Source organism: Kushneria sp. EE4 (genome assembly GCF_977968315.1).
Map to the genome: position 1 here is coordinate 859,672 of NZ_OZ386212.1, position 20,717 is coordinate 880,388.

Here is a 20,717-nt window from a genome sequence, read left to right on the forward strand (position 1 = left end):
ATGGGGCTAAAGGCGAAACTCGTGGCCCAGATAGACGTCACGTACGTGCTGGTTGTTCATCACGGCATTGGCATCGCCCTCGGCGATAATCAGGCCGCTGCCGACGATGTAGGCGTTGTCGCAGATGTCGAGCGTTTCACGCACGTTGTGATCGGTAATCAAAACGCCAATGCCCCGGGTGCGGAGCTGGCGGATGATGCCCTTGATCTCGCCGACCGAGATGGGATCCACGCCGGCAAAGGGTTCATCGAGCAGAATAAAGGCCGGCTCGATGGCAAGGGCGCGTGCGATCTCGACGCGCCGGCGCTCACCGCCGGACAGGCTCATGCCCATGTTGTCGCGAATATGGGTAATGCTGAACTCTTCAAGCAGCTGATCGAGACGTTCGCGACGCTGATGGCGATCAAGATCCTTGCGCGTTTCAAGGATGGCCAGAATGTTGTCGGCCACCGAAAGCTTGCGAAAGATGGAGGCTTCCTGAGGCAGGTAGCTGATGCCGGCGTGAGCACGCTTGTGCATCGGCTTGCGGCTGAGATCAAGATCATCGATGGCGACGCGGCCGGCATCGGCCTGGATCAGGCCCACGATCATGTAAAACGAGGTGGTCTTGCCTGCCCCGTTGGGGCCGAGCAGACCCACGATCTCGCCCTGTCGGATCGACAGGCTGATGTCCTGAACGACACGGCGCCCCTTGAAGCTTTTGGCCAGATGGGCTGCGTGAAGGGTTTTCATTAATTGCTGCTGCCCTGTTGATCTTCGGGGGTGAGCTGCATGCGGACGCGTCCGCCTGAACTGCTGTCAGAGCTGCTGCTGCCCTGAGTGCTCTGGTTGCCGCGCGCATTGACCTGGCGGGAGTCGAGAAAATACTCCACGTAGCCGCCGTTGAAGGTGTCACCGCTTTGATGCAGCTCGGCGTTGCCGATCAGTTCGACGCGTCGCTCGCCGGCATGATAGATAATGGTGTTGCCCCAGCCCTTGGCCAGCGGATCGTTGGGCGCCGGCTGCTGTTCGATGTAGGCGCGTCCGCCGCTGCCGCCCTTGGCCGTCAGGCTCGACAGGCCGCCGCTCTGGGCGCGCTTGAGCTCAACCTGACTGGAGCGCAGCTTCATGGTGCCCTGGTCGACTTCGACGGTGCCGGTATAGACGGCCGTGCCGGCACGGTTGTCGATATTGAGCTCATCGGCACCGATGTTGATGGGCTTTTGGCGATCGCTTTCCAGGGCCATGGCCTGCTGACCGAGCAGTGCCAGCAGCAGGGCAGAGGTACACAGCAGCACAGGGCGCATCATGGGAATCCTTGTCATCATTCATGTTTGAAAAAGGCGGCGATTACTGGCGAATGGGGGGGTGAAAGCCCTGCACATTGCCTTCAAGCGTCATGCGATCCTCGTTGACCCAGCCGTCAAAGCGGTCACCACGGGTTCGCTGCTCGTTCTGGGTAAAGATGGCGTCACTATCGCTCCATGCATGTTGTGACGGTACATCATAATGCAGTACATCCGTTTCAAGTTGCCACCCGTCCGCCGGCTGACGCAGTACGGCGTTACCGGCCAGTTCAAACGTGTTGGCATTCGCCCCGAGCGTGGCGCGCTCGCCATCGGCCGTCCAGCGATTGCCATCACTGCCCAGCAGCGTGAAATGCGGCGTTGTGGCACGTGTCACGTCATCTTCGGGCGTGTGGGATACGCGTGGACTTTCCATGGTCTGCGACATGCGGCCCTGGTCATCGAAGCGGGTATAGGACACGCCTTCAAGGTAATAGTCCGGAACGCCGGCATCGCTGTCCGGCGCCGGCCCTGGTGTCATCAGGGTGTTGCGCTGATCGATCAGCGTCAGAACGCCGCCCAGCGCCAGTACCAGTGCCAGAATGCCAAGGCGTGTCCGTGTTCGTCCGGACGGGAGTCTGTCTCGAAAAGCCATGTACACTTCCTGTCGGAGTAAGCGCTGCAGCCTCAGGGCCGCTCGTGCGCACCAATGATATCCTGCCAGACGCCGCGTGCGCTCAGCAGCCACTCACAGAGTTCACGCACCGCGCCCTGTCCGCCGTCTGCCCGGGTGACCAGATCGGCACGCTGGCGAATATAATCCGGCGCATCGGCTACCGTCACGCCCAGCCCTGCATGCATGATGGCGCCCAGATCCGGCAGGTCGTCACCGCAGTAGCACACTTCTTCGGGCGCCAGATCGTGTTCCGCCATCAGGGCTTTTAGCACGACGCGCTTGTCGTCCCGGCCCTGAATGACGTGGCGAATGCCCAGTTCAAGGGCGCGTCGGTCGACGGCCGGGGAGACCCGACCGGTGATCAGGGCGACTTCGATGCCGGCCTGCATGACCAGCTTGAGTCCGAGACCATCCCGAACATGGAATACCTTGTCGCCATCGTGCTGGGCCTGTGAGGTGTAACGAAGGCGCCCATCGGTCAGCACGCCGTCGACGTCCAGCGCCAGCAGGCGAATGGGGTGGGCGCGCGCCGTCAGTGAAGTGCTCGTCTCATCAAAGCGTGTCATGGCGTGTGCCTTCAAATATTGAGCAGGCTGATCGACCGTGTGTGGCCAGCAGCAGGCGCTTTTGCCTTCGAATGAAGCGAAATGATGCTAGACAATGCCGCTTCTGAGCAGGTCGTGCATCTTGAGAAGCCCGGTGGGCCGATGCCGGTCATCCACCACGACCAGTGCCGTAATGCGGTGGTATTCCATGATCCTGACGGCCTCGGCTGCAAGCGTTGGCGCCTCGATGGTACGTCCGCCCGGCGTCATGACATTTTTGATGATCAGCTGTCGAACATCGCCGTGGCGATCGATCGTCCGGCGCAGGTCGCCATCGGTATAGATGCCCACGAGACGGCCGGCATCATCAGTAATGCAGGTGAAGCCGTGGCCCTTGCGGGTCATTTCCATCAGCGCCTCGCTGAGCATCGCCTCCTGATGAATGACCGGCAGTTCGTCGCCGGTGTGCATCAGATCTTCCACGCGCAGCAGCAAACGTTTGCCCAGCGTGCCGCCCGGATGAGACAGGGCAAAGTCTTCCGGGCCGAAACGACGCGCTTCAAGCAGGGCAATTGCCAGCGCATCGCCCAGCGCCAGGGCCGCCGTGGTGGAGGAGGTCGGCGCCAGGTTCAGCGGACAGGCCTCCTGTGCCACGCTGGCATCAAGATGGACGTCGGCGTGTCTGGCAAGACTTGATAAGGCATTGCCAGTCATTGCGATCATGGGGGTGCCCAGCCGCTTGAAAAGCGGCAAAAGCGCTGTCAGCTCAGCGGTCTCGCCGGAGTTGGACAGCGCCAGGACAAGGTCGTTGCGCACCAGCATCCCCAGGTCGCCGTGGCTTGCCTCGCCGGCATGCACAAAAAACGAGGGCGTGCCGGTACTGGCCAGGGTGGCCGCCGTTTTTCGTCCCACATGGCCTGACTTGCCGACGCCGATGACCACCACACGACCGCTGCAGCGCAGAATGTGCTGACAGGCGCGGGTAAAGGGCTCATCGAGACGCTCGCACAGATCCTTCAGGGCGTTTTGCTCAAGCAAAAGGGTGCGTCGTGCGCTGGCCAGAAAGTCGTAATCGGTATCAGGTGTCGTCATGGCAGTGAATTCTGACGCCGGATGCCCCCGGGCACAAGCGCAACCGTTTAGACGATACCGGAACCATTTCTGCGTCGGTGGCAGGGTGCTTGTCGATCATCGAACACGTGATTTTTATGCCTTTATGGCAGTTGACGGCAACGGGCACTGGTGGGGGTGGGTATAATTCGGATACGATGTTCGCTAACTCCATATCCTTTTGTGTTTACTCAGGAGTTGTATGTCCGACTCAACACTGGTCAGCGTCGAGAATCTTCACTTCTCGCGAGCTGGCAGACCCATTTTTTCGGGCGTTGATCTGGAGATTCCGAAAGGGCGCATTACGGCCATCATGGGACCCAGTGGCACCGGCAAGACAACCCTGCTCAAACTGATCGCCGGACAGCTCACGCCGGATTCGGGCAGTGTGCATGTCGGTCAGGACAACGTGCATCGGCTCTCCCGTCAGGCGCTGTTTCGGATGCGTCGTCGCATGGGCATGCTGTTTCAAAGCGGGGCGCTGTTTTCGGATCTGAGCGTGTTTGAAAACGTGGCCTTCCCGCTGCGCGTTCATACCGACCTGCCCGAACACATGATTCGTGATCTGGTGCTGATCAAGCTGCAGGCCGTGGGCCTTCGTGGCGCCCGTGATCTGATGCCCGCCGAGCTTTCAGGCGGCATGACCCGGCGTGTGGCGCTGGCACGGGCCATTGCGCTGGATCCGGACCTGATCATGTATGACGAGCCCTTTGTCGGTCAGGACCCCATCTCCATGGGGGTACTGGTCACGCTGATTCGCCGACTCAACAGCGCCTTTAACATGACGGCCATTGTGGTGTCCCATGATATCAAGGAGACGCTATCGATTGCCGATCATGTCTACGTGATTGCCGATGGCCGCGTGATGGCCAGCGGGTCGCCGGCATCACTGCGCGAAGCGCAGGACCCCCGGGTCAGCCAGTTCATTCGGGGCGAGCCTGACGGGCCGGTTCCCTTTCACTATCCCTCGAAGAATTTCTACGAAGATATTCTTGCCCCATCGGAGGTGTCGTGATGTCACCGTTGACGTCTCTGGGGCAAAAAACGCTGGATGCGCTCGAATCGCTCGGGCGCAGTGCCATCTTTCTGGCACAGGCCCTTTGCCATCTGCCCCGCGCTGAAGGTGTCAGGCTGTGGCTGCGACAGATGTATTTCGTGGGTGTCATGTCACTGCCCATCGTTGCTGTCTCGGGGCTTTTCATCGGTATGGTCATCGCACTTCAGGGCTATCTGGTGCTGTCCGGGTTCGGCGCCGATGAGGCGCTGGGCCAGATGGTGGCACTGTCCCTGTTGCGGGAGCTGGCCCCTGTCGTGACGGCGCTTTTGTTTGCCGGTCGTGCCGGTTCGGCGCTGACCGCCGAGATCGGACTCATGAAGGCAACCGAGCAGCTTTCCAGCATGGAGATGATCGGCGTTGATCCGTTGCGTCGGGTCATCTCGCCACGGCTCTGGGCAGGCTTTGTGTCCATGCCGATACTGACCGTGTTTTTCAGCGTGATCGGTATTGCAGGCGGCTACCTTGTCGGCGTGGACTGGCTGGGTGTCGATCAGGGCTCGTTCTGGGGCAACATGCAAAGCAGCGTTGTCTTCATGGATGATGTCATGAACGGCATGCTGAAAAGCGTGGTCTTTGGTGTCGTCGTGACATGGATCGCCGTCTTTCAGGGTTACGATCTCGTACCGACCTCCGAGGGAATTTCGCGCGCCACGACTCGAACCGTTGTCTTTGGTTCGCTGGCCGTGCTGGGGCTGGATTTCATTTTGACCGCGCTGATGTTTGGAGAATTCTGATGAAGCGCTCTAAGTGGCTTGAAACCGGTGTGGGTGCCTTTGTACTGGCCGGATTTCTGGGACTCGTTTTTCTGGGTCTACAGGTAAGTGGTCTCGCTCCCGGGCAGGCTGAGCAGAATTTCACGGTGCATGCGAACTTCAGCAACATCGGTGGTCTCAAGGAGCGTTCAAGAGTCACCATGGCGGGTGTCACCGTGGGCCGTATCACGGACATCGAGCTGGACCCGCAGTGGCTTGAAGGACGTATAACGATGAAGATCGACAGCGATGTGGGTGAAAAGCTGTCGGAAGACTCCACGGCGTCTATTCTGACGGCAGGGCTTCTGGGCGAGAAATACATCGGCCTTTCAACCGGTGGGGCGCCCGAGATGATCGAGGATGGTGGCACCATTCGCGATACGCAGTCGGCGCTGGTGCTCGAAGAGCTGATTCAACAGTTTGTCTCGAACATGTCCAAGTAACCTCAACGACGAGCGTCGCGACGTTATTCGGCGCTCCCGCAATATGTATCGCCAGGAGGTGATGTAGATGAAAAAAGTCTCCCGTTATGTCGGTGTACTGGTAGCGGCCATGATCGGCATGGGCGTGATGTCTGCCCAGGCGGCCAATCAGTCTCCGCACGAGGTGGTCAGCCAGAGCGTTGAACAGCTGATGTCAAAGCTCGACAACAATCAGGACCGCTATCGCAACAACCCCGACGAGCTTAAAAGTGTGGTTGAGCAGAACATCGACCCCATCGTTGACTGGCGCTATGCCTCGGCAAGCGTCATGGGCAAGTACTTTCAGGCGGCAAGCCCTGAGCAGCGCAGCCGGTTTGCGCGCGTGTTCAAGCAGACCCTGATCGATACCTATGCCCAGGGGCTGGTGACGTTTGACTACCAGGACGTGCGTGTACTCGATAACAATCAGAACACGCGCTACGAAGATCAGGCCAGCGTTGATATGGAAGTCGTGGCGGCCAATGGCCAGCGCTATCCGGTCTCCTACACAATGCGTGAGCGCAGCGGCGAGTGGAAAGTGATCAACGTGGTGGTCAACGGCATCAATCTGGGGCTGACTTTCCGCAACCAGTTTGACCAGGCCATGCGCTCCAATAACCGCGACTTTGATACGGTCATCAACGGCTGGTCGCCCGATGTTGACCTTGAAGAGGGCGACGGAGACAACCAGAAGGCCCAGGGCTGATGAGCGATACGCTCTACAGCGATGATGCCGTTACCCTCGAGGCTCGCGATGCTGCCCTTTACCTGAAGGGCGCACCGGGCTTTGACAACGCGCCAGAGCTGGCCAGGGCCGGTATCAACTGGCTCGAGAAATATCAGGGGGCACAGGTCTCCTTTAATCTGTGCGGCGTTAACCGTACCAGCAGCGCCACCATCTCGGTGCTGCTTGAGTGGCTGCGCATGACACAGAAAAGAACGCTGGAAGTGGATCGCATCACGCTTTCGGACAGCATGCGTGAACTCATCGAGATGGCAGAGTTGAGCGATGTGTTTCCGGCGCATGAAACCTCGTTTGCGACAGCCGGCGAGTCGTGAACCTCTGAGTCGATAATTCATGATTGAAGGGCGGCGTCACTGACGCCGCCTTTTTTTTATGTCCATTCGCGCCGGGTCATGCTTTTCATTTACCATTGGCACCCAACACACCAGTACAGGAGTCATCATGCAACCCGAAGAGGTCAAGCACCTGCTCCAGGCCCGAATCGATGGATGTGAATTTCATATTCAGGGAGAAGGGTGCAATTTTCAGGTCACCGCCATCGGTGACGTTTTTGAAGGCATGAGTCCCGTCAAACGTCAGCAGCTGATCTATTCGGCGCTTTCCGAAGAGATTGCCAGCGGCGCGCTGCATGCCATTACCATCAAGGCCAGAACGCCGGCTCAGTGGGCCAGTGCGTCACCTGATTCAGATCGTGTTTGATTGCCGTGGAAGCCTGATGAATGGATAAACTGATTATCAGCGGTGGCCGGCCGCTGTCCGGCGAAGTCTGGACGTCAGGTGCCAAGAATTCGGCCCTGCCCATTCTTGCTGCCACGTTGCTGGCCGATGAGCCGGTAACCATCGGCAACCTGCCGCATCTGCAGGACATTACCACCACGCTCGAGCTGCTCGGGCGCATGGGGGTAGAGCCCATCATGGGCGAGAAGATGAGCATCCAGCTCGATGGCCGGGTCAGGGACTGTCATGCCCCCTATGATCTGGTCAAAAAGATGCGGGCCTCGATTCTGGTACTGGGGCCATTGCTTGCCCATTTCGGGACCGCCGATGTCTCGCTGCCCGGCGGCTGCGCCATCGGCTCTCGCCCGGTGGATCTGCACATCCGCGGTCTGCAGGCCATGGGCGCCGATATCAAGGTGGAAAGCGGCTACATTCGTGCCAGAGCGCCCGATGGTCTGAAAGGCGCCCATATTGTGATGGATACGGTTACGGTGACGGGCACGGAAAACCTTCTGATGGCCGCAACGCTTGCCGAAGGGCGTACCGTGCTGGAAAACGCCGCCCGCGAGCCTGAAATCGTGGATCTGGCCGAGTGTCTGATCGCAATGGGTGCAAACATCAGCGGCCATGGCAGCAGCACCATTACCATCGAGGGTGTCAGGCGCCTGCACGGCTGTCACTACGACGTTATGCCCGATCGCATCGAAACCGGCACCTTTCTGGTGGCCGCAGCGGCGACTCGTGGCCGGGTCCGGGTGCGTAATGCCCGCGCCGATACCATGGAAGCGGTGCTGCTCAAGCTGGAGGAAGCCGGTGCCGAGATCGAAACCGGCGACGGCTGGATTTCGCTGGACATGCATGGTCGCCGGCCCAAAGCCGTCAACATTCGCACAGCACCCTATCCGGCCTTTCCGACCGACATGCAGGCGCAGTTCGTGGCGCTCAACGCCGTGGCCGAAGGCAGCGGTCGTGTGGTTGAAACCATTTTTGAAAATCGTTTCATGCATGTTCAGGAAATCAACCGCATGGGCGCGGACATTTCCCTGGAAGGCAACACGGCACTGGTCAACGGCGTCGAGCACTTGAGCGGCGCGCCCGTCATGGCGACCGATCTTCGCGCCTCGGCAAGCCTTGTCATTGCCGCACTGGTCGCTGAGGGTGAGACGGTAGTGGATCGTATCTATCACATCGACCGCGGCTACGAGTGCATCGAGGAAAAGCTTCAGCTGATGGGGGCGCGTATTCGTCGCGTGCCGCGCTAGGGGCCGCACGGGTACACGCCACGCCGATTCATTTTTGCAGCCATTGAAGATCACATGAGTAAACCGCTGATACTGGCGCTCTCCAAGGGTCGAATTCTCAAGGAGACGCTGCCGTTGCTGGCTGCTGCCGGCATTGAGCCGCTGGAGCCGCTCGACAAGAGCCGAAAACTCTTGTTCGACACCACGCTTGAAAACGTCAAGCTGGTCATTTTGCGTGCTGTTGATGTGCCGACCTATGTGCAAATGGGCGCCGCCGACGTGGGTGTGGCCGGCAAGGATGTTCTGCTCGAACATGGCGCCCAGGGGCTCTATGAACCGCTGGATCTGGATATTTCACGCTGTCGCCTGATGACGGCGGGTATCGAGGGCGTTACCCCCGGGCGTGCCCGGCGTCGTGTGGCGACTAAGTTCGTCAATATCGCCCGGCGCTACTACTCGGGACTGGGTATTCAGGCCGAGGTCATCAAGCTGTACGGCGCCATGGAACTGGCACCGCTGATGAATCTCGCCGATGAGATCGTCGATATCGTGGATACCGGCAATACCCTGCGTGCCAACGGTATGGCACCGCGCGAGCTGATCGCTGATATCAGCACGCGTCTGGTGGTCAACAAGGCCTCCATGACCGTGGAGCACGCGCGACTGGGGCCGTTGATCGAGCGCATGGGACAGGCCGTGGAAGCGCGCCGTTACAGCGACATGTCGTCCTGAGTCCGACCGGGTACTGACCGGTCAGCCGGCGCAGGACGCTGCTCTATCGGTGTCGCATGATACTTTCCGGCACAGGCCGGAATGCAAGGAGTCATTCAGGCGTGATGGACAAGCAGAGCATACATCGACTTTCTACACAGCAGCCGGATTTCGATACCCGGCTGGAAGCACTGCTGGACTGGGAAAGCGTTTCAAGCGCCGAGGTCCAGCGCAGCGTGGACGCCATCATTGCCGATGTTCGTCGCCGCGGCGATGCCGCCGTCATGGATCTCACCCGTCAGTTCGATCGTCTTGACGTTCAGGATATGTCGGCACTGACATTGAGCGCCGAGCGACTGGAACAGGCATGGCATGGGCTGCCGGAAACGCAGCGCCAGGCACTGGCGGTGGCGGGTGATCGCATTCGCGCCTACCACGAACGCCAGAAGCCCGAATCCTGGTCCTATGAAGAAGCCGACGGCACCATGCTGGGGCAGAAGGTGACACCGCTCGACAGGGCCGGCGTCTATGTGCCCGGTGGCAAGGCCGCCTATCCGTCATCGGTGCTGATGAATGTCATTCCGGCCCACGTGGCTGGCGTGAAAGATATTGTCATGGTCGTACCCACACCGGATGGCGTGCTCAATGAGCTGGTGCTGGCCGCGGCCCATGTGGCCGGCGTGGCCCGCGTCTTTACGGTTGGCGGGGCGCAGGCCGTGGCGGCACTGGCGTTCGGGACCGAAACGATTCCGAAGGTCGACAAGATCGTGGGGCCGGGCAATATCTTTGTGGCCACGGCCAAACGCGCGGTGTTCGGACAGGTCGGCATCGACATGATTGCCGGGCCTTCGGAAATCCTGGTGGTCTCTGATGGCGGCACCGATCCGGACTGGCTGGCGATGGATCTATTTTCGCAGGCCGAGCACGATGAAGACGCTCAGGCGATCCTGATCAGCTGGGACGCGCAGCATCTGGAGGCGGTAGCACAGAGCATCGAGCGGTTGTTGCCCACGCTTGAGCGTGCCGACATCATCCGCGAATCGCTGTCGCGCCGTGGCGCCCTGATTCTGGTCGAGGACGAGGCGCAGGCCATAACGCTTGCCAATCGCATCGCGCCGGAACACCTGGAGCTTTCGGTGGCCGAGCCGCAGCGGCTGGCAGAGCAGGTGCGTCATGCCGGTGCCATTTTCATGGGTCGCTATACGGCCGAGGCGCTGGGCGATTACTGCGCCGGGCCCAACCACGTGCTGCCCACTTCCGGCACGGCGCGTTTTTCCTCGCCGCTGGGGGTATATGACTTTCAAAAGCGCTCGTCGCTGATTCAGTGCTCACCGCAGGGAGCGTCAACGCTTGGGAAAACGGCGTCCGTACTGGCAAGAGGCGAGTCGCTGACGGCGCACGCCCGCTCGGCCGAAAACCGTATCGACAGCGACCGCGACTGATCTTCAAACGCTGTCAGTCATCAAGCGCCGGTCAGCTCTCGGGCTGTGCCGGCGTTACCGGCCGACTGGGGCGCTCGCCCACACTCACGTTAACGCCAAACCGCTTGCCGCTGCGATAAAGCTCGACCGGCAGCTGTTTGCCGGGCTCGATCTCGGCGATATCCACCATGGCGGTCTGGGCATCCAGCAGCGGCTTGCCATCGATCGACAAAATCAGATCGCCCACCCGGATGCCGGCCTGTGCCGCCGGGCCACCCTCCACCACATCCGATACCACGACCCCGCGTGGGGCGTTGATATCCAGCGACGAGGCAAGGCTTGAACTGACCTCTCTTGCCTCGATGCCCAGCCAGCCCCTGACCACCCGCCCACGGGTGACCAGATCGTTGAGGATGCCATGCGCCAGGTTGGTAGGGATGGCAAACCCGATGCCCTGTGATCCACCGGTACGTGAAAAGATGGCCGTATTGATCCCGACAAGCGCGCCTTCGGCATTGACCAGCGCGCCGCCTGAATTGCCCGGATTGATGGCGGCATCCGTTTGAATGAAATCCTCGTAGGCGTTGAGCCCCAGATGATTGCGGCCGGTGGCGCTGATAATGCCCATGGTCACGGTCTGTCCGACGCCGAAGGGGTTGCCGATGGCCAGAGCAATGTCGCCGACACGGGTATTGGTCGCATCGGCAAGGTCGATGACCGGCAGGTTGTCAAGATCGATCTTGAGAACGGCCAGATCCGTTTCCGGGTCGGTGCCGATGACGGTCGCCAGCGTCTCGCGGCCGTCACGCAGGGCAATCTGGACTTCATCGGCACCGCTGATCACGTGGTTGTTGGTCAGGATGTAGCCTTCATCGCTGACGATAACGCCCGAGCCCAGACTCGAGAGCATGCGTCGTCGGCCGGACTGGCTGTTGCCAAAGAACTGCTCAAAGAAGGGGTCGGACATCAGTGGATGATGGTCGCGCTCAACCAGCCGCGATGAATAGACATTGACCACGGCCGGCGCTGCCTTTTGAACGGCGTCGGAGTAGCTTGCAGTCCCCGGGCCGCGGTGCAGAGGCGTTGCATCGCGCGTGACCGGCGGTGTGCGCTGTACGGGGGGCGTGGCAGCCTGCATGGCGGGCGGGGTAGTGACGCTCGGCCCCTGGCGGCTGTCACCGGCAGGGCGCTCGCCACTGTCGATGATCTGCGGCATGTGATCCAGCAGTACCAGCGCCAGCAGCACGCCGCACACGACAGGCCAGATCAGGGGCACCAGAAATCGGCGCATGACAACATCCTTTTGAAACAGACAGCGCTGGGCTGCAGACTTGCAGAGTATCGGGATCCGGCATGCACGGTATGAGCTCGGTCTTTTGGCACGCAGATCGCATTGACGTATTAGAGTGGGGCGAGTTTATCACCGAGGCGTCAGCAATGTCCGATGCAGGCGTTACACTTTCAGGAATGGATGACCGGGAGAGACGACATGAGCACACGCAGGGTATTACTGGATGACATGCAGGCGCTGCTGACGCCGGAGCGTTTCAAGGATTTTACCGTCAACGGACTGCAGGTCGAGGGCCGCGATCAGGTGACGCGCATCATGAGTGGTGTGACGGCCAGTCAGGCGCTGCTCGATGAAGCGGTGGCATGGCAGGCCGACATGGTGCTGGTCCATCACGGCTATTTCTGGAAAAACGAGCCGGTGGCCATTACGGGCATGAAGCAGCGCCGTATTGCGACACTACTGGCACACGACATCAACCTGGTGGCCTGGCATCTGCCGCTCGATGCCCACGCAACGCTTGGCAACAACGTGCTGCTGGCCGGCCGCATGGGCTGGGAGGTACAGGGTGTGCTTGACGGCGAAATGGGGCAGGGGCTTTTGTATCATGGCGAGATGGCCGAGTGCACACAGCAGGCGCTGGCCGAACGGTTCCAGCAGCGTCTTGATCACACGCCGCTGATGATTTCGGGCCATGATCGGCCCATCAAGCGTATTGCATGGTGCACGGGCGGGGCGCAGGACAAGATCATCGAGGCGGCGGAAGCCGGCATGGACGCCTTTGTGTCCGGTGAGGTGTCGGAGCGAACCACGCATCTGGCCCGCGAAATGGGGATCACCTATTATGCGGCCGGCCACCACGCCACGGAGCGTGATGGCATTCGTGCGCTGGGCGAATGGCTATCGCAGCGCCACGAGGTCGAACACCGCTTTGCCGATATCGATAATCCGGTATAGCGGCTGCCGGCGCACCGACAGCTGCTCTGGGATCAGTAGCGGGGCGGTTGTGGTGCAGCGCTGTCGTCTTCCTGCTTCTGGCGCAGTCCGTAACTCTCATCGAGCGTGCCATTGCTGTCGGCGTAGTCGCGCGGCACGTGAAGAGATGCCGCCTCTTCCTCGCTATCTTCCGGTGTGTCGACATGGCGCTGACGCTTGAGCGCCGGGTCGCTGGTCATGCTTTCGGCATCTGCATCAAGTCGTGTCTGGAGCTCTTCACTCTGACGAGTGATATTGCGAGCCAGTGCCATGGTATCGGCAAAATGCGTATTTACGTTGTCGCGTAATCCCTTGAGCTCAAGCTCGGTTTCAGCGAGTCGCTGCTTGAGTTTCTGGCTGGTCGCTCGCTGATTTCCCGAGAAATGGCGGATCAACACGCCGATCGCGATGCCTGCCAGCAGCGCCACAATGGCGACTACCCAATCAATATTGCCTTCGTTCACCAGAATTCCCCTCTTCGATGCTGATTGCACGCACGACCGGCGTGACCATGCGATGGGCCATTATAGAAGGCGTCATGTTGTTCGGGTCAATTCACTCACGACATAATCGTGCCCATCAGCGATGACAAATCACCGGCCGCAGGGCGAATCAGGCTGTGTCACGCTGTACAATCATGGGTACCCGATCTTCTGCAAGGCACCAGACAACATGTCCAGACTTTCCCCGCGAGAACAGTACCGGCAGGATCTTGAACGTGAAGGCTTTCAGCATGACAGCTCTCAGGAAAAGGCAGTCGAGCATCTACAGCGTCTTTATGACGCGCTGACGAGCAGACCGAGACCCACCCCTTCAACCGCGGCGGCACAGGAAAGCGGGCTCAAGTCCAGAATGTCGGGCTTTTTTAGCAAAAAAAGTGCTGCATCCGCGCCCACAGCCCCTGCCGAACCGGAGATCAAGGGGCTTTATTTCTGGGGTGGTGTGGGCCGAGGCAAGACATGGCTGGTGGATACCTTCCACGACAGTCTGCCCTTTGATGACAAGATGCGTACGCACTTTCATCGCTTTATGCAGCGTGTCCACAAGGAAATGGAGGCTCACAAGGGCCAGAAAAATCCACTGACCCTGGTGGCGGCAAAATTTGCTGAAGAGGCCAGAGTCATCTGTCTCGACGAGTTCTTCGTCAAGGACATTACCGATGCCATGATTCTGGGCAATCTGCTTGATGCGCTTTTCGCTCAGGGCGTGGTGCTGGTCACCACTTCCAATATCGTGCCGGATGAGCTGTACAAAAACGGGCTGCAGCGTGATCGGTTTCTGCCTGCCATCGACCTGCTCAATCGTCACTGTGAAGTGGTCAATGTCGATGCAGGCATCGATTATCGAATGCGTACGCTGACCCGCGAAGAGGTCTTCCATACGCCTGCCGATGACAGTGCCGATGACGCCCTGCAGGAGAGCTTTGTTCACCTTGCCGGCGAGTCCGGTGAAGAAGACACGCTACGCATTAACGGTCGTGCGCTAAAGGCGCGCCGCTGTCATGACGGCGTGGTCTGGTTTGATTTCAAAACGCTTTGTGACGGGCCGCGCAGTCAGAATGACTATATCGAGCTCTCGCGCCAGTATCACAGCGTCTTGATTTCCAATGTGCCGGTCATGGGGGCGGCCATCGAGGATCAGGCCCGTCGTTTTATCAATCTGGTGGACGAGTTTTATGATCGCGCCGTCAAGCTTGTGATGTCGGCCGATGCCGAGCCCGAGGCGCTCTACAGCGGCGGAGAGCTGGCGTTTGAGTTCGAGCGCACGGTTTCGCGTCTCCAGGAGATGCAATCAAGCGACTATCTGGCGTTGACTCACAAGCCCTGACTGTGATTAACCCCTTGTTCGCGGGAGGCTGGCTCTGTACAATGCGCGCTCGCTTATCGTTGTTGTCTCTGCCTGCAGGGCAACAACCAAGAAAAATAGGGATTGGCAGAGCGGAAGCAGTGCTCTCGCCACAACCATGGTGATTCATACATGAAGACGTTCAGCGCCAAACCGCAGTCCGTGCAGCGCGACTGGTATGTCATCGACGCTGCAGACAAGACTCTGGGTCGACTGGCTACCGAGGTCGCTCGCCGTCTGCGCGGCAAGCACAAGCCCGAATATACCCCTCACGTTGATACCGGCGATTACATCGTCATTGTCAACGCCGAGAAGGTCCGTGTGACCGGCAAGAAGTCCTTTGCCAAGCAGTATTATCGCCATACCGGTTATCCGGGCGGCCTGCGTTCGATGAACTTCGAGCAGATGATCGATCATGCGCCGGAGCGTGTCATCGAAATCGCTGTCAAGGGAATGCTGCCCAAGGGCCCGCTGGGTCGCGCCATGTATTCCAAGCTCAAGGTTTATGCCGGTGGTGAGCATCCTCACGCGGCGCAGCAACCTCAGGCACTGAATCTCTAAAGGAACATTTTCATGGCACAGCAGCAGTACTACGGCACAGGCCGCCGCAAGACCTCCACCGCACGCGTTTTCCTGCGTCCGGGCAATGGCACTATCACGGTCAACAAGCGTGAGCTCAACGAATACTTCGGCCGCGTTACAGCCCAGATGGTTGTACGCCAGCCGCTCGAGCTGACCGAGCTGACCAACCAGTTCGACATCTATGTCACCGTTCAGGGTGGCGGCGGTTCTGCACAGGCAGGCGCCATTCGTCACGGCATCACTCGTGCCCTGATGGAATACAATGAAGAACTGCGTACACCGCTTCGCAATGCCGGCTATGTGACGCGTGATGCGCGTATGGTCGAGCGTAAAAAGGTTGGTCTGCGCAAGGCACGTCGTCGTCCCCAGTTCTCTAAGCGTTAAGCTTCGACGTCATGTCTCAAGGCGCCCGGGTGTTTTCCCGGGCGTTTTTGTGTCTGCATGACGGTTTTTCCATATCCGTTGAAACGCTGTGGTTGCCAATCCGGCAACCCTAGACGTGCGCTCTCGTGTTATCATCCAGCTCGTCATTAAAGTGAGGACTTTCTATGGGTGTTGTGGCCAAACGATCGTCAATGACGTTCTACACAGGCAGTGACGACCATTACAGCCATCGCGTCAGGATCGTGCTGGCCGAGAAGGGGATTTCCGTTGATATCATTGAGGTCAACGATGAGCATCGTCCGGCGGAGCTGGCCGACCTCAACCCCTATAATAGTGTGCCGACACTGATCGATCGTGATCTGGTTCTTTATGAATCCAAGGTCATGATGGAATACCTGGATGAACGTTTTCCGCATCCGCCGCTGTTGCCGGTTTATCCCGTGGCGCGTGCCCAGAGCCGTCTGTGGATGCATCGTATCGAGCGCGAATGGTGCCCGATGGTGGAGCGTATTCTGTCGCCGGGCTCCAAAAAGGAAGTCGAGCAGGCCCGAAAGGAGCTGCGCGAGAGCCTGATCGGTATCAGCCCGATTTTTGAAGATATCCCGTTTTTCATGAGCGAAGAGTTTTCGCTGGTGGATTGCTGCCTTGCCCCCATCCTCTGGCGTTTACCGGCGCTGGGTGTTGATCTGCCCGAACAGCAGGTCAAACCACTGATGGGCTATATGGAAAGGCTGTTTGCGCGGGATGCCTTCAGGGCATCGCTTCTGGAGTCGGAGCGAGAGCTTCGCAGCTGATCGGATTTCGCTACAGGCACCTGATGTCCTGCAGCAAGCGTGCTGATTGATGCACAGGGTCTGACATTTCGATGCATTCTTCAGTGAGGTGACAACATGCATTCCAGCCGTCCCTATCTGATTCGTGCGCTGTATCAGTGGCTGCTGGACAACGACTGCACGCCTTATGTCGTTGTCGATGCCGAGCGTACGGGTGTGGTGGTACCAGAGCAGTTCGTCCAGAACGGCCAGATTGTTCTCAATATTGGCCCGGGCGCCGTGCGAGAGCTTTTCATGGAAAATGACATGGTGGCATTCAATGCGCGCTTTGGCGGTCAACCGATGACCGTTGAGCTGCCTATTGATGCCATTGTGGCCATCTATGCGCGTGAAAACGGCGTGGGCATGGTCTTTGGCCAGGAGCCCGTCATGCCGGATGCCGATTCGGGCGTTGCCGAGCCGGATGGCGATGACCTTGACGAGCGTGACTCGCATCTGGGCGCGGTGGCCAAAACGGACGAGGAAGGCGGTAATGACAGCGATGATGACGACGACGATGGTTCGCGTCCTCGCAAGGGGCGCCCGTCCCTGAAGGTCATCAAGTAGCGATCTGATCCAGTGCCGCAATACCAACGGGCCCGCTGTAGAAGCGGGTCCGTTTTTTTATGTCGCGCGCACCGTTATGCAGGGTCAGGCGTCGATATACTCAAACGCCTTGACGATACGCTCCACGCCACTGGTCTGCGAAACCAGTCGAACCAGATAGTCCGCTTCGCTTGCGCGAACCATGCCCATCAGATACACCGTGGCGTTTTCGGTCAGAACCCTGACCCGGTCGCTATCAATGCGGTTGCTGGCTGTAATGCGTGCCTTGACGCGTGAGGTCACCCAGGTGTCCTGCAGCCGCTGCTGTGTTGAACTGTTGGGGCCGACGCTGAGTTCGTTGCGCAGGTGGCGAACGCCCTGAAGGCGCGTGGCAAGCTCACCCGTCTGCATTTTCTGGGCGTCGCTGCCTACCTGGCCTGTCAGTAGAACAAAGCCGTTATAAACGTCGACGTTGATATGCGTATCATCAAGGCTGTCATTGGCGCGAATACCGTCCCAGAGCGTGCGTGCGATTTGGGTATCCTGATCGATGGCATAGCTGGTACGCGTACCATAACCGGTGCTGCCGGTAATGGTGCTGCAGCCGCTGGCGACAAGCGTGGCGCCCAGCAACAGGGCGGCCGCTACCCGAGGGAGTGTGCGCTTATTCATTGCTGCCAAAGAGTTGGTGGTCGATCAAATCGCACAGGCAGTGAATGGCCAGCAGATGCACTTCCTGGATGCGAGCGGTAACGGTGGCCGGTACACGAATCTCACAGTCTTCCTGACCCAGCAGCGAGGCCATGTTGCCGCCATCGCGGCCGGTCAGGGCGACAACGATCATGTCGCGATCGTGCGCGGCCTGAATCGCTTGAATGACGTTGGCAGAATTGCCGCTGGTTGAGATGGCCAGCAGCACGTCGCCGGGCTGACCGAGCGCTCGTATCTGCTTGGAAAACACGTCGTTGTAGCTGTAGTCGTTGGCGATCGAGGTGATCGTTGACGTGTCCGTGGTCAGTGCCAGAGCCGGCAGGCTCGGGCGTTCACGCTCGAAGCGGTTGAGCAGCTCGGAAGAGAAGTGCTGGGCATCACCAGCGCTGCCGCCGTTGCCACAGGTCAGGATTTTGCCGTCATTGATCAGGCTTTGAACCATGATCTGGCTGGCGGCCTCGATGAAGGGCGGTAGGACCTCGCTCGACCAGGTCTTGACGTCGATGCTGGCGTTGAAGTGATCGATGATGCGTGATTGAAAGTCCATGGCACTCTTCAAATGGTCAATGGCGTTGTATTCCCGCAGCGTCGCGGCGGGGATCAAAAGGCGTCAAAAGCGCTTTTGATCCACTCAAAGTGCAGGTGCTCCGGAGGCTCACCCGTCACCCCTACCGCGTCAAAGCGACAGGGGCATGATAACCGCTTGTCGAGCAGATAAAAACGTGCCGCCCGGATCAGCTTTCGCTGCTTGGCGGGGGTGATGGTTTCAAGCGGAGAACCATGCGAGGCGCTGGCGCGATAGCGGACTTCAATAAAGACCAGATACTCGCCATCGCGCATGATGAGATCGGTTTCGCCGCCTCGTACCTGCTGATTGCGGGCAATGGTGTAAAGTCCCTGGCCCTCAAGCCACCGCGCGGTCAACGACTCGATGTCGTGACCGCGCTGGCGGCTGCTGAAGGGTCGAAAGGCCATGTCGACTCAGGGCAGCGACGGCTGGCCGTTGCGAAACATCGCCCAGGGCAGGGTGCGAACGATCCGGCCATCCTGCCCGGGCGCCAGCCGGCCGGTGGCGCCGTAGAGTTCAAAACCGCCAATGGCGCTCATGACCGGCAAACGGCGTGCCAGTTCGAAGGCATCGACCCCCATGGCGTGAAGCTTGATCAGTGCCGGCTGGTCGTTCTGGACAAGGCGTTCGCGAGTGGATTCAAAGGGCAGCGCGTCGCTGCCGCCGGATGCTGCTTCAGGAATCAGCCAGGGGATGTCCACGAACATTACGTCATTAAGGTCGTGATCCAGTCTCGGCTGGGGCGAGCCTTCATAGACGTGTGAGGTCGCGTAGATGGGCAGGTCTGCTGCGTCATAATAATCAAGCGTGGGCGGCACCTGTCGGGCATAGCCGGGCAGGGCCAGCAGAAACAGCATATCGGGCCGGCCGCGGCCGCTGTTCACGACGGATTTGACCGAGGAGGTGGCAGAAGCTGACGGGTCGTAGTTCTGGACGCTGACCAGATCACCACCATTTTGCTGCCAGCTTTTCTGGAAAGCGCTCAGGACACGGCTGCCCCATTCATTGTTGGGCACCATGACGCCGGCACGGTGGTGGCCGTCAAGCTGGGCGCGCTGCGCTGCCTGGCGTGCTTCGTCCTCGGCGGACAGACCGTACTGGAACAGGTTGCGGGCGCTGTTGTGATCGTGCGTGCCGTAATTGAGTGCCAGCGTCGGCAGGGCCACACCGTCACGGGTTTCCAGCTGGGAAACCTGTTCCTTGCTGAGCGGACCGATGACGGCCTGAGCGCCTTCCATGGTGGCGCGCGCGTAGAGGCTCTCCATGTCCTGACCGGTCGTGTCGTAAAAGACCAGCTCCGGGACCTGGTCGCCCTGGCTGCGCACATCGTCGGCGCGGGCCTGGATGCCTTCACGCACTGCGGTGGCGATGGACTCGAGCGGCCCGCCCTGGGGCAGGAACACGGCGATCTTTCGAATCTCCTGATCCCGGATTTCATCCAGGGTGCTCAGATCCGTGGGAAGACGGCGAGAGGCCGGGTGGCGTGAGTTGTTGGACTGCCAGCGGCTGATGGCATCGGTCAGGGTGCTGATGTTGGCGCCCTGTTGACGCTGCAGGCGTGCAAGCTCCACCCAGCCGGCCGCCACGCTGCCCTGCGCAGACAGCTGGTCGAGCTGGCCCGGGTCGAGGCGATTGAGCTGACGCCAGATGGTGTCGTTGAGCTGCGTATCCCCGGTGCGCTCCTGAAGGGCGGTCAGGGTCAGAGCCGACTCGAAAGGCTCGTTGTTCATGGCCTGAGCCAGGCCGCGACGCTCGAGCAGCGTGTTTCTTTCGCTGTCCGGCATCGCCACGTTGCTGTCGAGAATGCCGGTGGCATTCAAAACGGCCTGCGGGTCCTGCATTTCCAGTGCGGCGCGCGAGGTCAGCAGTGCCCAGCGAAGCTGCTGCTCGGAGGGGAGTGCCGAGCGGTCAATGTTGTTGGCCACTTCCAGTGCGCGCGTATTGTCACCCTGACGCTGCAGTATTTCGGCTGCCTGAAGACGCGTCGCTGCCGCCTCGCTGCCCTGCTGCTGCTGGGCCTGGCGCAAAAGATCATCGGAGGACTGGCCGCCAAAGCGATCAACAATGCCCGATGTGCCGGCACAGCCTGCCAGTGTCAGTGCCACCATGGCCGCGCCGGCCAGTCTGGTAAGAGATGTTCGCATACCTGGGCATTTCCTTTTCTTGCCGGTCTCCATGATGGCGCCACGGCGTGGCGTCCGCGAACTGCACGGCGTACCATGCAGCTCCAGTCGAGCCTGTAATGTTTTTTGCCATGACACGGGCCAATCCGAAAGCAGTTAACGCGTCCGAACCAGTGTAGTGT

General features: G+C 59.8%; 26 protein-coding genes. 15 read left to right on the plus strand and 11 right to left on the minus strand.

Translation table 11 applies throughout. The features are described from left to right. Nucleotides 1–6: 6 nt before the first annotated feature. The 5 genes from lptB to ACXMYO_RS03890 all read right to left on the minus strand — a co-directional run bounded on the left by lptB (nucleotide 7) and on the right by ACXMYO_RS03890 (nucleotide 3,578). Nucleotides 7–732 carry an LPS export ABC transporter ATP-binding protein gene (gene lptB / locus ACXMYO_RS03870; RefSeq protein ID WP_457807870.1) on the minus strand — a complete coding sequence of 242 codons (726 nt, stop codon included), beginning with the start codon at nucleotides 730–732 and terminating at the stop codon, nucleotides 7–9. Then, nucleotides 732–1,289: a lipopolysaccharide transport periplasmic protein LptA gene (lptA, locus tag ACXMYO_RS03875; RefSeq protein ID WP_457807871.1), complete on the minus strand. Its 558-nt coding sequence runs from the start codon at nucleotides 1,287–1,289 to the stop codon at nucleotides 732–734. The genes lptB and lptA overlap by 1 nt, the downstream gene beginning before the upstream one ends. Before the next feature lie 40 nt (nucleotides 1,290–1,329). After that, a complete protein-coding gene (gene lptC, locus ACXMYO_RS03880) occupies nucleotides 1,330–1,920 on the minus strand; it encodes an LPS export ABC transporter periplasmic protein LptC (protein ID WP_438766957.1) in 591 nt (196 codons plus the stop codon). A 32-nt stretch (nucleotides 1,921–1,952) separates the two neighbouring features. Further along, nucleotides 1,953–2,507: a KdsC family phosphatase gene (locus tag ACXMYO_RS03885; RefSeq protein ID WP_457807872.1), complete on the minus strand. Its 555-nt coding sequence runs from the start codon at nucleotides 2,505–2,507 to the stop codon at nucleotides 1,953–1,955. An 87-nt stretch (nucleotides 2,508–2,594) separates the two neighbouring features. Then, complete coding sequence (locus tag ACXMYO_RS03890) at nucleotides 2,595–3,578, minus strand: KpsF/GutQ family sugar-phosphate isomerase (RefSeq protein WP_457807873.1); 984 nt, start codon at nucleotides 3,576–3,578, stop codon at nucleotides 2,595–2,597. Between the two features lie 220 nt (nucleotides 3,579–3,798). Between ACXMYO_RS03890 and ACXMYO_RS03895 the strand changes: the two genes are divergently transcribed. The 9 genes from ACXMYO_RS03895 (at nucleotide 3,799) to hisD (ending at nucleotide 10,722) form a co-directional block, all read left to right on the plus strand. After that, nucleotides 3,799–4,611 (plus strand): ABC transporter ATP-binding protein, encoded by an 813-nt coding sequence (locus tag ACXMYO_RS03895; protein ID WP_115853441.1) that lies wholly within the window; start codon nucleotides 3,799–3,801, stop codon nucleotides 4,609–4,611. Continuing rightward, the gene (gene mlaE / locus ACXMYO_RS03900) at nucleotides 4,611–5,387 is read left to right on the plus strand and encodes a lipid asymmetry maintenance ABC transporter permease subunit MlaE (RefSeq protein ID WP_115853440.1); all 777 of its coding nucleotides are present in this window, start codon (nucleotides 4,611–4,613) and stop codon (nucleotides 5,385–5,387) included. The genes ACXMYO_RS03895 and mlaE overlap by 1 nt, the downstream gene beginning before the upstream one ends. After that, nucleotides 5,387–5,848, plus strand: a complete 462-nt coding sequence (gene mlaD, locus ACXMYO_RS03905; RefSeq protein WP_438766964.1) for an outer membrane lipid asymmetry maintenance protein MlaD — start codon at nucleotides 5,387–5,389, stop codon at nucleotides 5,846–5,848. Before mlaE ends, mlaD begins: the two co-directional genes overlap by 1 nt. A 67-nt stretch (nucleotides 5,849–5,915) precedes the next feature. After that, complete coding sequence (locus ACXMYO_RS03910; protein ID WP_457807874.1) at nucleotides 5,916–6,572, plus strand: MlaC/ttg2D family ABC transporter substrate-binding protein; 657 nt, start codon at nucleotides 5,916–5,918, stop codon at nucleotides 6,570–6,572. Continuing rightward, nucleotides 6,572–6,925, plus strand: coding sequence for an STAS domain-containing protein (locus tag ACXMYO_RS03915; RefSeq protein WP_438766968.1), 354 nt, complete (start codon nucleotides 6,572–6,574; stop codon nucleotides 6,923–6,925). Before ACXMYO_RS03910 ends, ACXMYO_RS03915 begins: the two co-directional genes overlap by 1 nt. Before the next feature lie 127 nt (nucleotides 6,926–7,052). Next, the gene (locus ACXMYO_RS03920; RefSeq protein ID WP_438766970.1) at nucleotides 7,053–7,310 is read left to right on the plus strand and encodes a BolA/IbaG family iron-sulfur metabolism protein; all 258 of its coding nucleotides are present in this window, start codon (nucleotides 7,053–7,055) and stop codon (nucleotides 7,308–7,310) included. A 20-nt stretch (nucleotides 7,311–7,330) separates the two neighbouring features. Next, complete coding sequence (murA, locus tag ACXMYO_RS03925) at nucleotides 7,331–8,590, plus strand: UDP-N-acetylglucosamine 1-carboxyvinyltransferase (protein ID WP_457807875.1); 1,260 nt, start codon at nucleotides 7,331–7,333, stop codon at nucleotides 8,588–8,590. 54 nt (nucleotides 8,591–8,644) lie between these two features. Beyond that, on the plus strand, nucleotides 8,645–9,301 hold the full coding sequence (gene hisG, locus ACXMYO_RS03930) for an ATP phosphoribosyltransferase (protein WP_115853434.1): 657 nt from the start codon (nucleotides 8,645–8,647) through the stop codon (nucleotides 9,299–9,301). Between the two features lie 104 nt (nucleotides 9,302–9,405). Continuing rightward, on the plus strand, nucleotides 9,406–10,722 hold the full coding sequence (hisD, locus tag ACXMYO_RS03935) for a histidinol dehydrogenase (RefSeq protein ID WP_457809470.1): 1,317 nt from the start codon (nucleotides 9,406–9,408) through the stop codon (nucleotides 10,720–10,722). Between the two features lie 31 nt (nucleotides 10,723–10,753). On the opposite strand, the gene ACXMYO_RS03940 is transcribed toward hisD, so the two are convergent. Beyond that, entirely contained in the window at nucleotides 10,754–11,992 is a 1,239-nt protein-coding gene (locus tag ACXMYO_RS03940; protein ID WP_457807876.1) for a trypsin-like peptidase domain-containing protein, read from the minus strand. 198 nt (nucleotides 11,993–12,190) lie between these two features. On the opposite strand from ACXMYO_RS03940, the gene ACXMYO_RS03945 reads away from it, so the two are divergent. Next, nucleotides 12,191–12,946, plus strand: coding sequence for a Nif3-like dinuclear metal center hexameric protein (locus tag ACXMYO_RS03945; protein ID WP_457807877.1), 756 nt, complete (start codon nucleotides 12,191–12,193; stop codon nucleotides 12,944–12,946). A 32-nt stretch (nucleotides 12,947–12,978) separates the two neighbouring features. Here the strand turns inward: ACXMYO_RS03945 and ACXMYO_RS03950 are convergent, their stop codons facing one another. Then, a complete protein-coding gene (locus ACXMYO_RS03950; protein ID WP_438766978.1) occupies nucleotides 12,979–13,428 on the minus strand; it encodes a YhcB family protein in 450 nt (149 codons plus the stop codon). 208 nt (nucleotides 13,429–13,636) lie between these two features. On the opposite strand from ACXMYO_RS03950, the gene zapE reads away from it, so the two are divergent. From zapE to ACXMYO_RS03975, 5 genes are all read left to right on the plus strand, one after another. After that, nucleotides 13,637–14,791, plus strand: a complete 1,155-nt coding sequence (gene zapE / locus ACXMYO_RS03955; RefSeq protein ID WP_457807878.1) for a cell division protein ZapE — start codon at nucleotides 13,637–13,639, stop codon at nucleotides 14,789–14,791. Nucleotides 14,792–14,941: 150 nt separating this feature from the next. Then, the gene (gene rplM / locus ACXMYO_RS03960) at nucleotides 14,942–15,370 is read left to right on the plus strand and encodes a 50S ribosomal protein L13 (RefSeq protein ID WP_115853430.1); all 429 of its coding nucleotides are present in this window, start codon (nucleotides 14,942–14,944) and stop codon (nucleotides 15,368–15,370) included. A gap of 12 nt (nucleotides 15,371–15,382) precedes the next feature. Further along, a complete protein-coding gene (rpsI, locus tag ACXMYO_RS03965) occupies nucleotides 15,383–15,775 on the plus strand; it encodes a 30S ribosomal protein S9 (RefSeq protein WP_438766982.1) in 393 nt (130 codons plus the stop codon). Between the two features lie 164 nt (nucleotides 15,776–15,939). Next, nucleotides 15,940–16,569 (plus strand): stringent starvation protein SspA, encoded by a 630-nt coding sequence (gene sspA, locus ACXMYO_RS03970; RefSeq protein ID WP_108843838.1) that lies wholly within the window; start codon nucleotides 15,940–15,942, stop codon nucleotides 16,567–16,569. A 96-nt stretch (nucleotides 16,570–16,665) separates the two neighbouring features. Next, nucleotides 16,666–17,154 (plus strand): ClpXP protease specificity-enhancing factor, encoded by a 489-nt coding sequence (locus ACXMYO_RS03975; protein ID WP_438766985.1) that lies wholly within the window; start codon nucleotides 16,666–16,668, stop codon nucleotides 17,152–17,154. Nucleotides 17,155–17,238: 84 nt separating this feature from the next. On the opposite strand, the gene ACXMYO_RS03980 is transcribed toward ACXMYO_RS03975, so the two are convergent. The 4 genes from ACXMYO_RS03980 to ACXMYO_RS03995 are packed head-to-tail and all read right to left on the minus strand — an operon-like array spanning nucleotide 17,239 to nucleotide 20,556. Continuing rightward, nucleotides 17,239–17,805: a BON domain-containing protein gene (locus tag ACXMYO_RS03980; RefSeq protein ID WP_457807879.1), complete on the minus strand. Its 567-nt coding sequence runs from the start codon at nucleotides 17,803–17,805 to the stop codon at nucleotides 17,239–17,241. Beyond that, nucleotides 17,798–18,391, minus strand: coding sequence for a phosphoheptose isomerase (locus ACXMYO_RS03985; protein ID WP_438766989.1), 594 nt, complete (start codon nucleotides 18,389–18,391; stop codon nucleotides 17,798–17,800). The genes ACXMYO_RS03980 and ACXMYO_RS03985 overlap by 8 nt, the downstream gene beginning before the upstream one ends. A gap of 53 nt (nucleotides 18,392–18,444) precedes the next feature. Further along, the gene (locus ACXMYO_RS03990) at nucleotides 18,445–18,819 is read right to left on the minus strand and encodes a YraN family protein (RefSeq protein WP_438766991.1); all 375 of its coding nucleotides are present in this window, start codon (nucleotides 18,817–18,819) and stop codon (nucleotides 18,445–18,447) included. Between the two features lie 6 nt (nucleotides 18,820–18,825). Beyond that, nucleotides 18,826–20,556, minus strand: coding sequence for a penicillin-binding protein activator (locus ACXMYO_RS03995; protein ID WP_457807880.1), 1,731 nt, complete (start codon nucleotides 20,554–20,556; stop codon nucleotides 18,826–18,828). Nucleotides 20,557–20,717 lie beyond the last annotated feature (161 nt).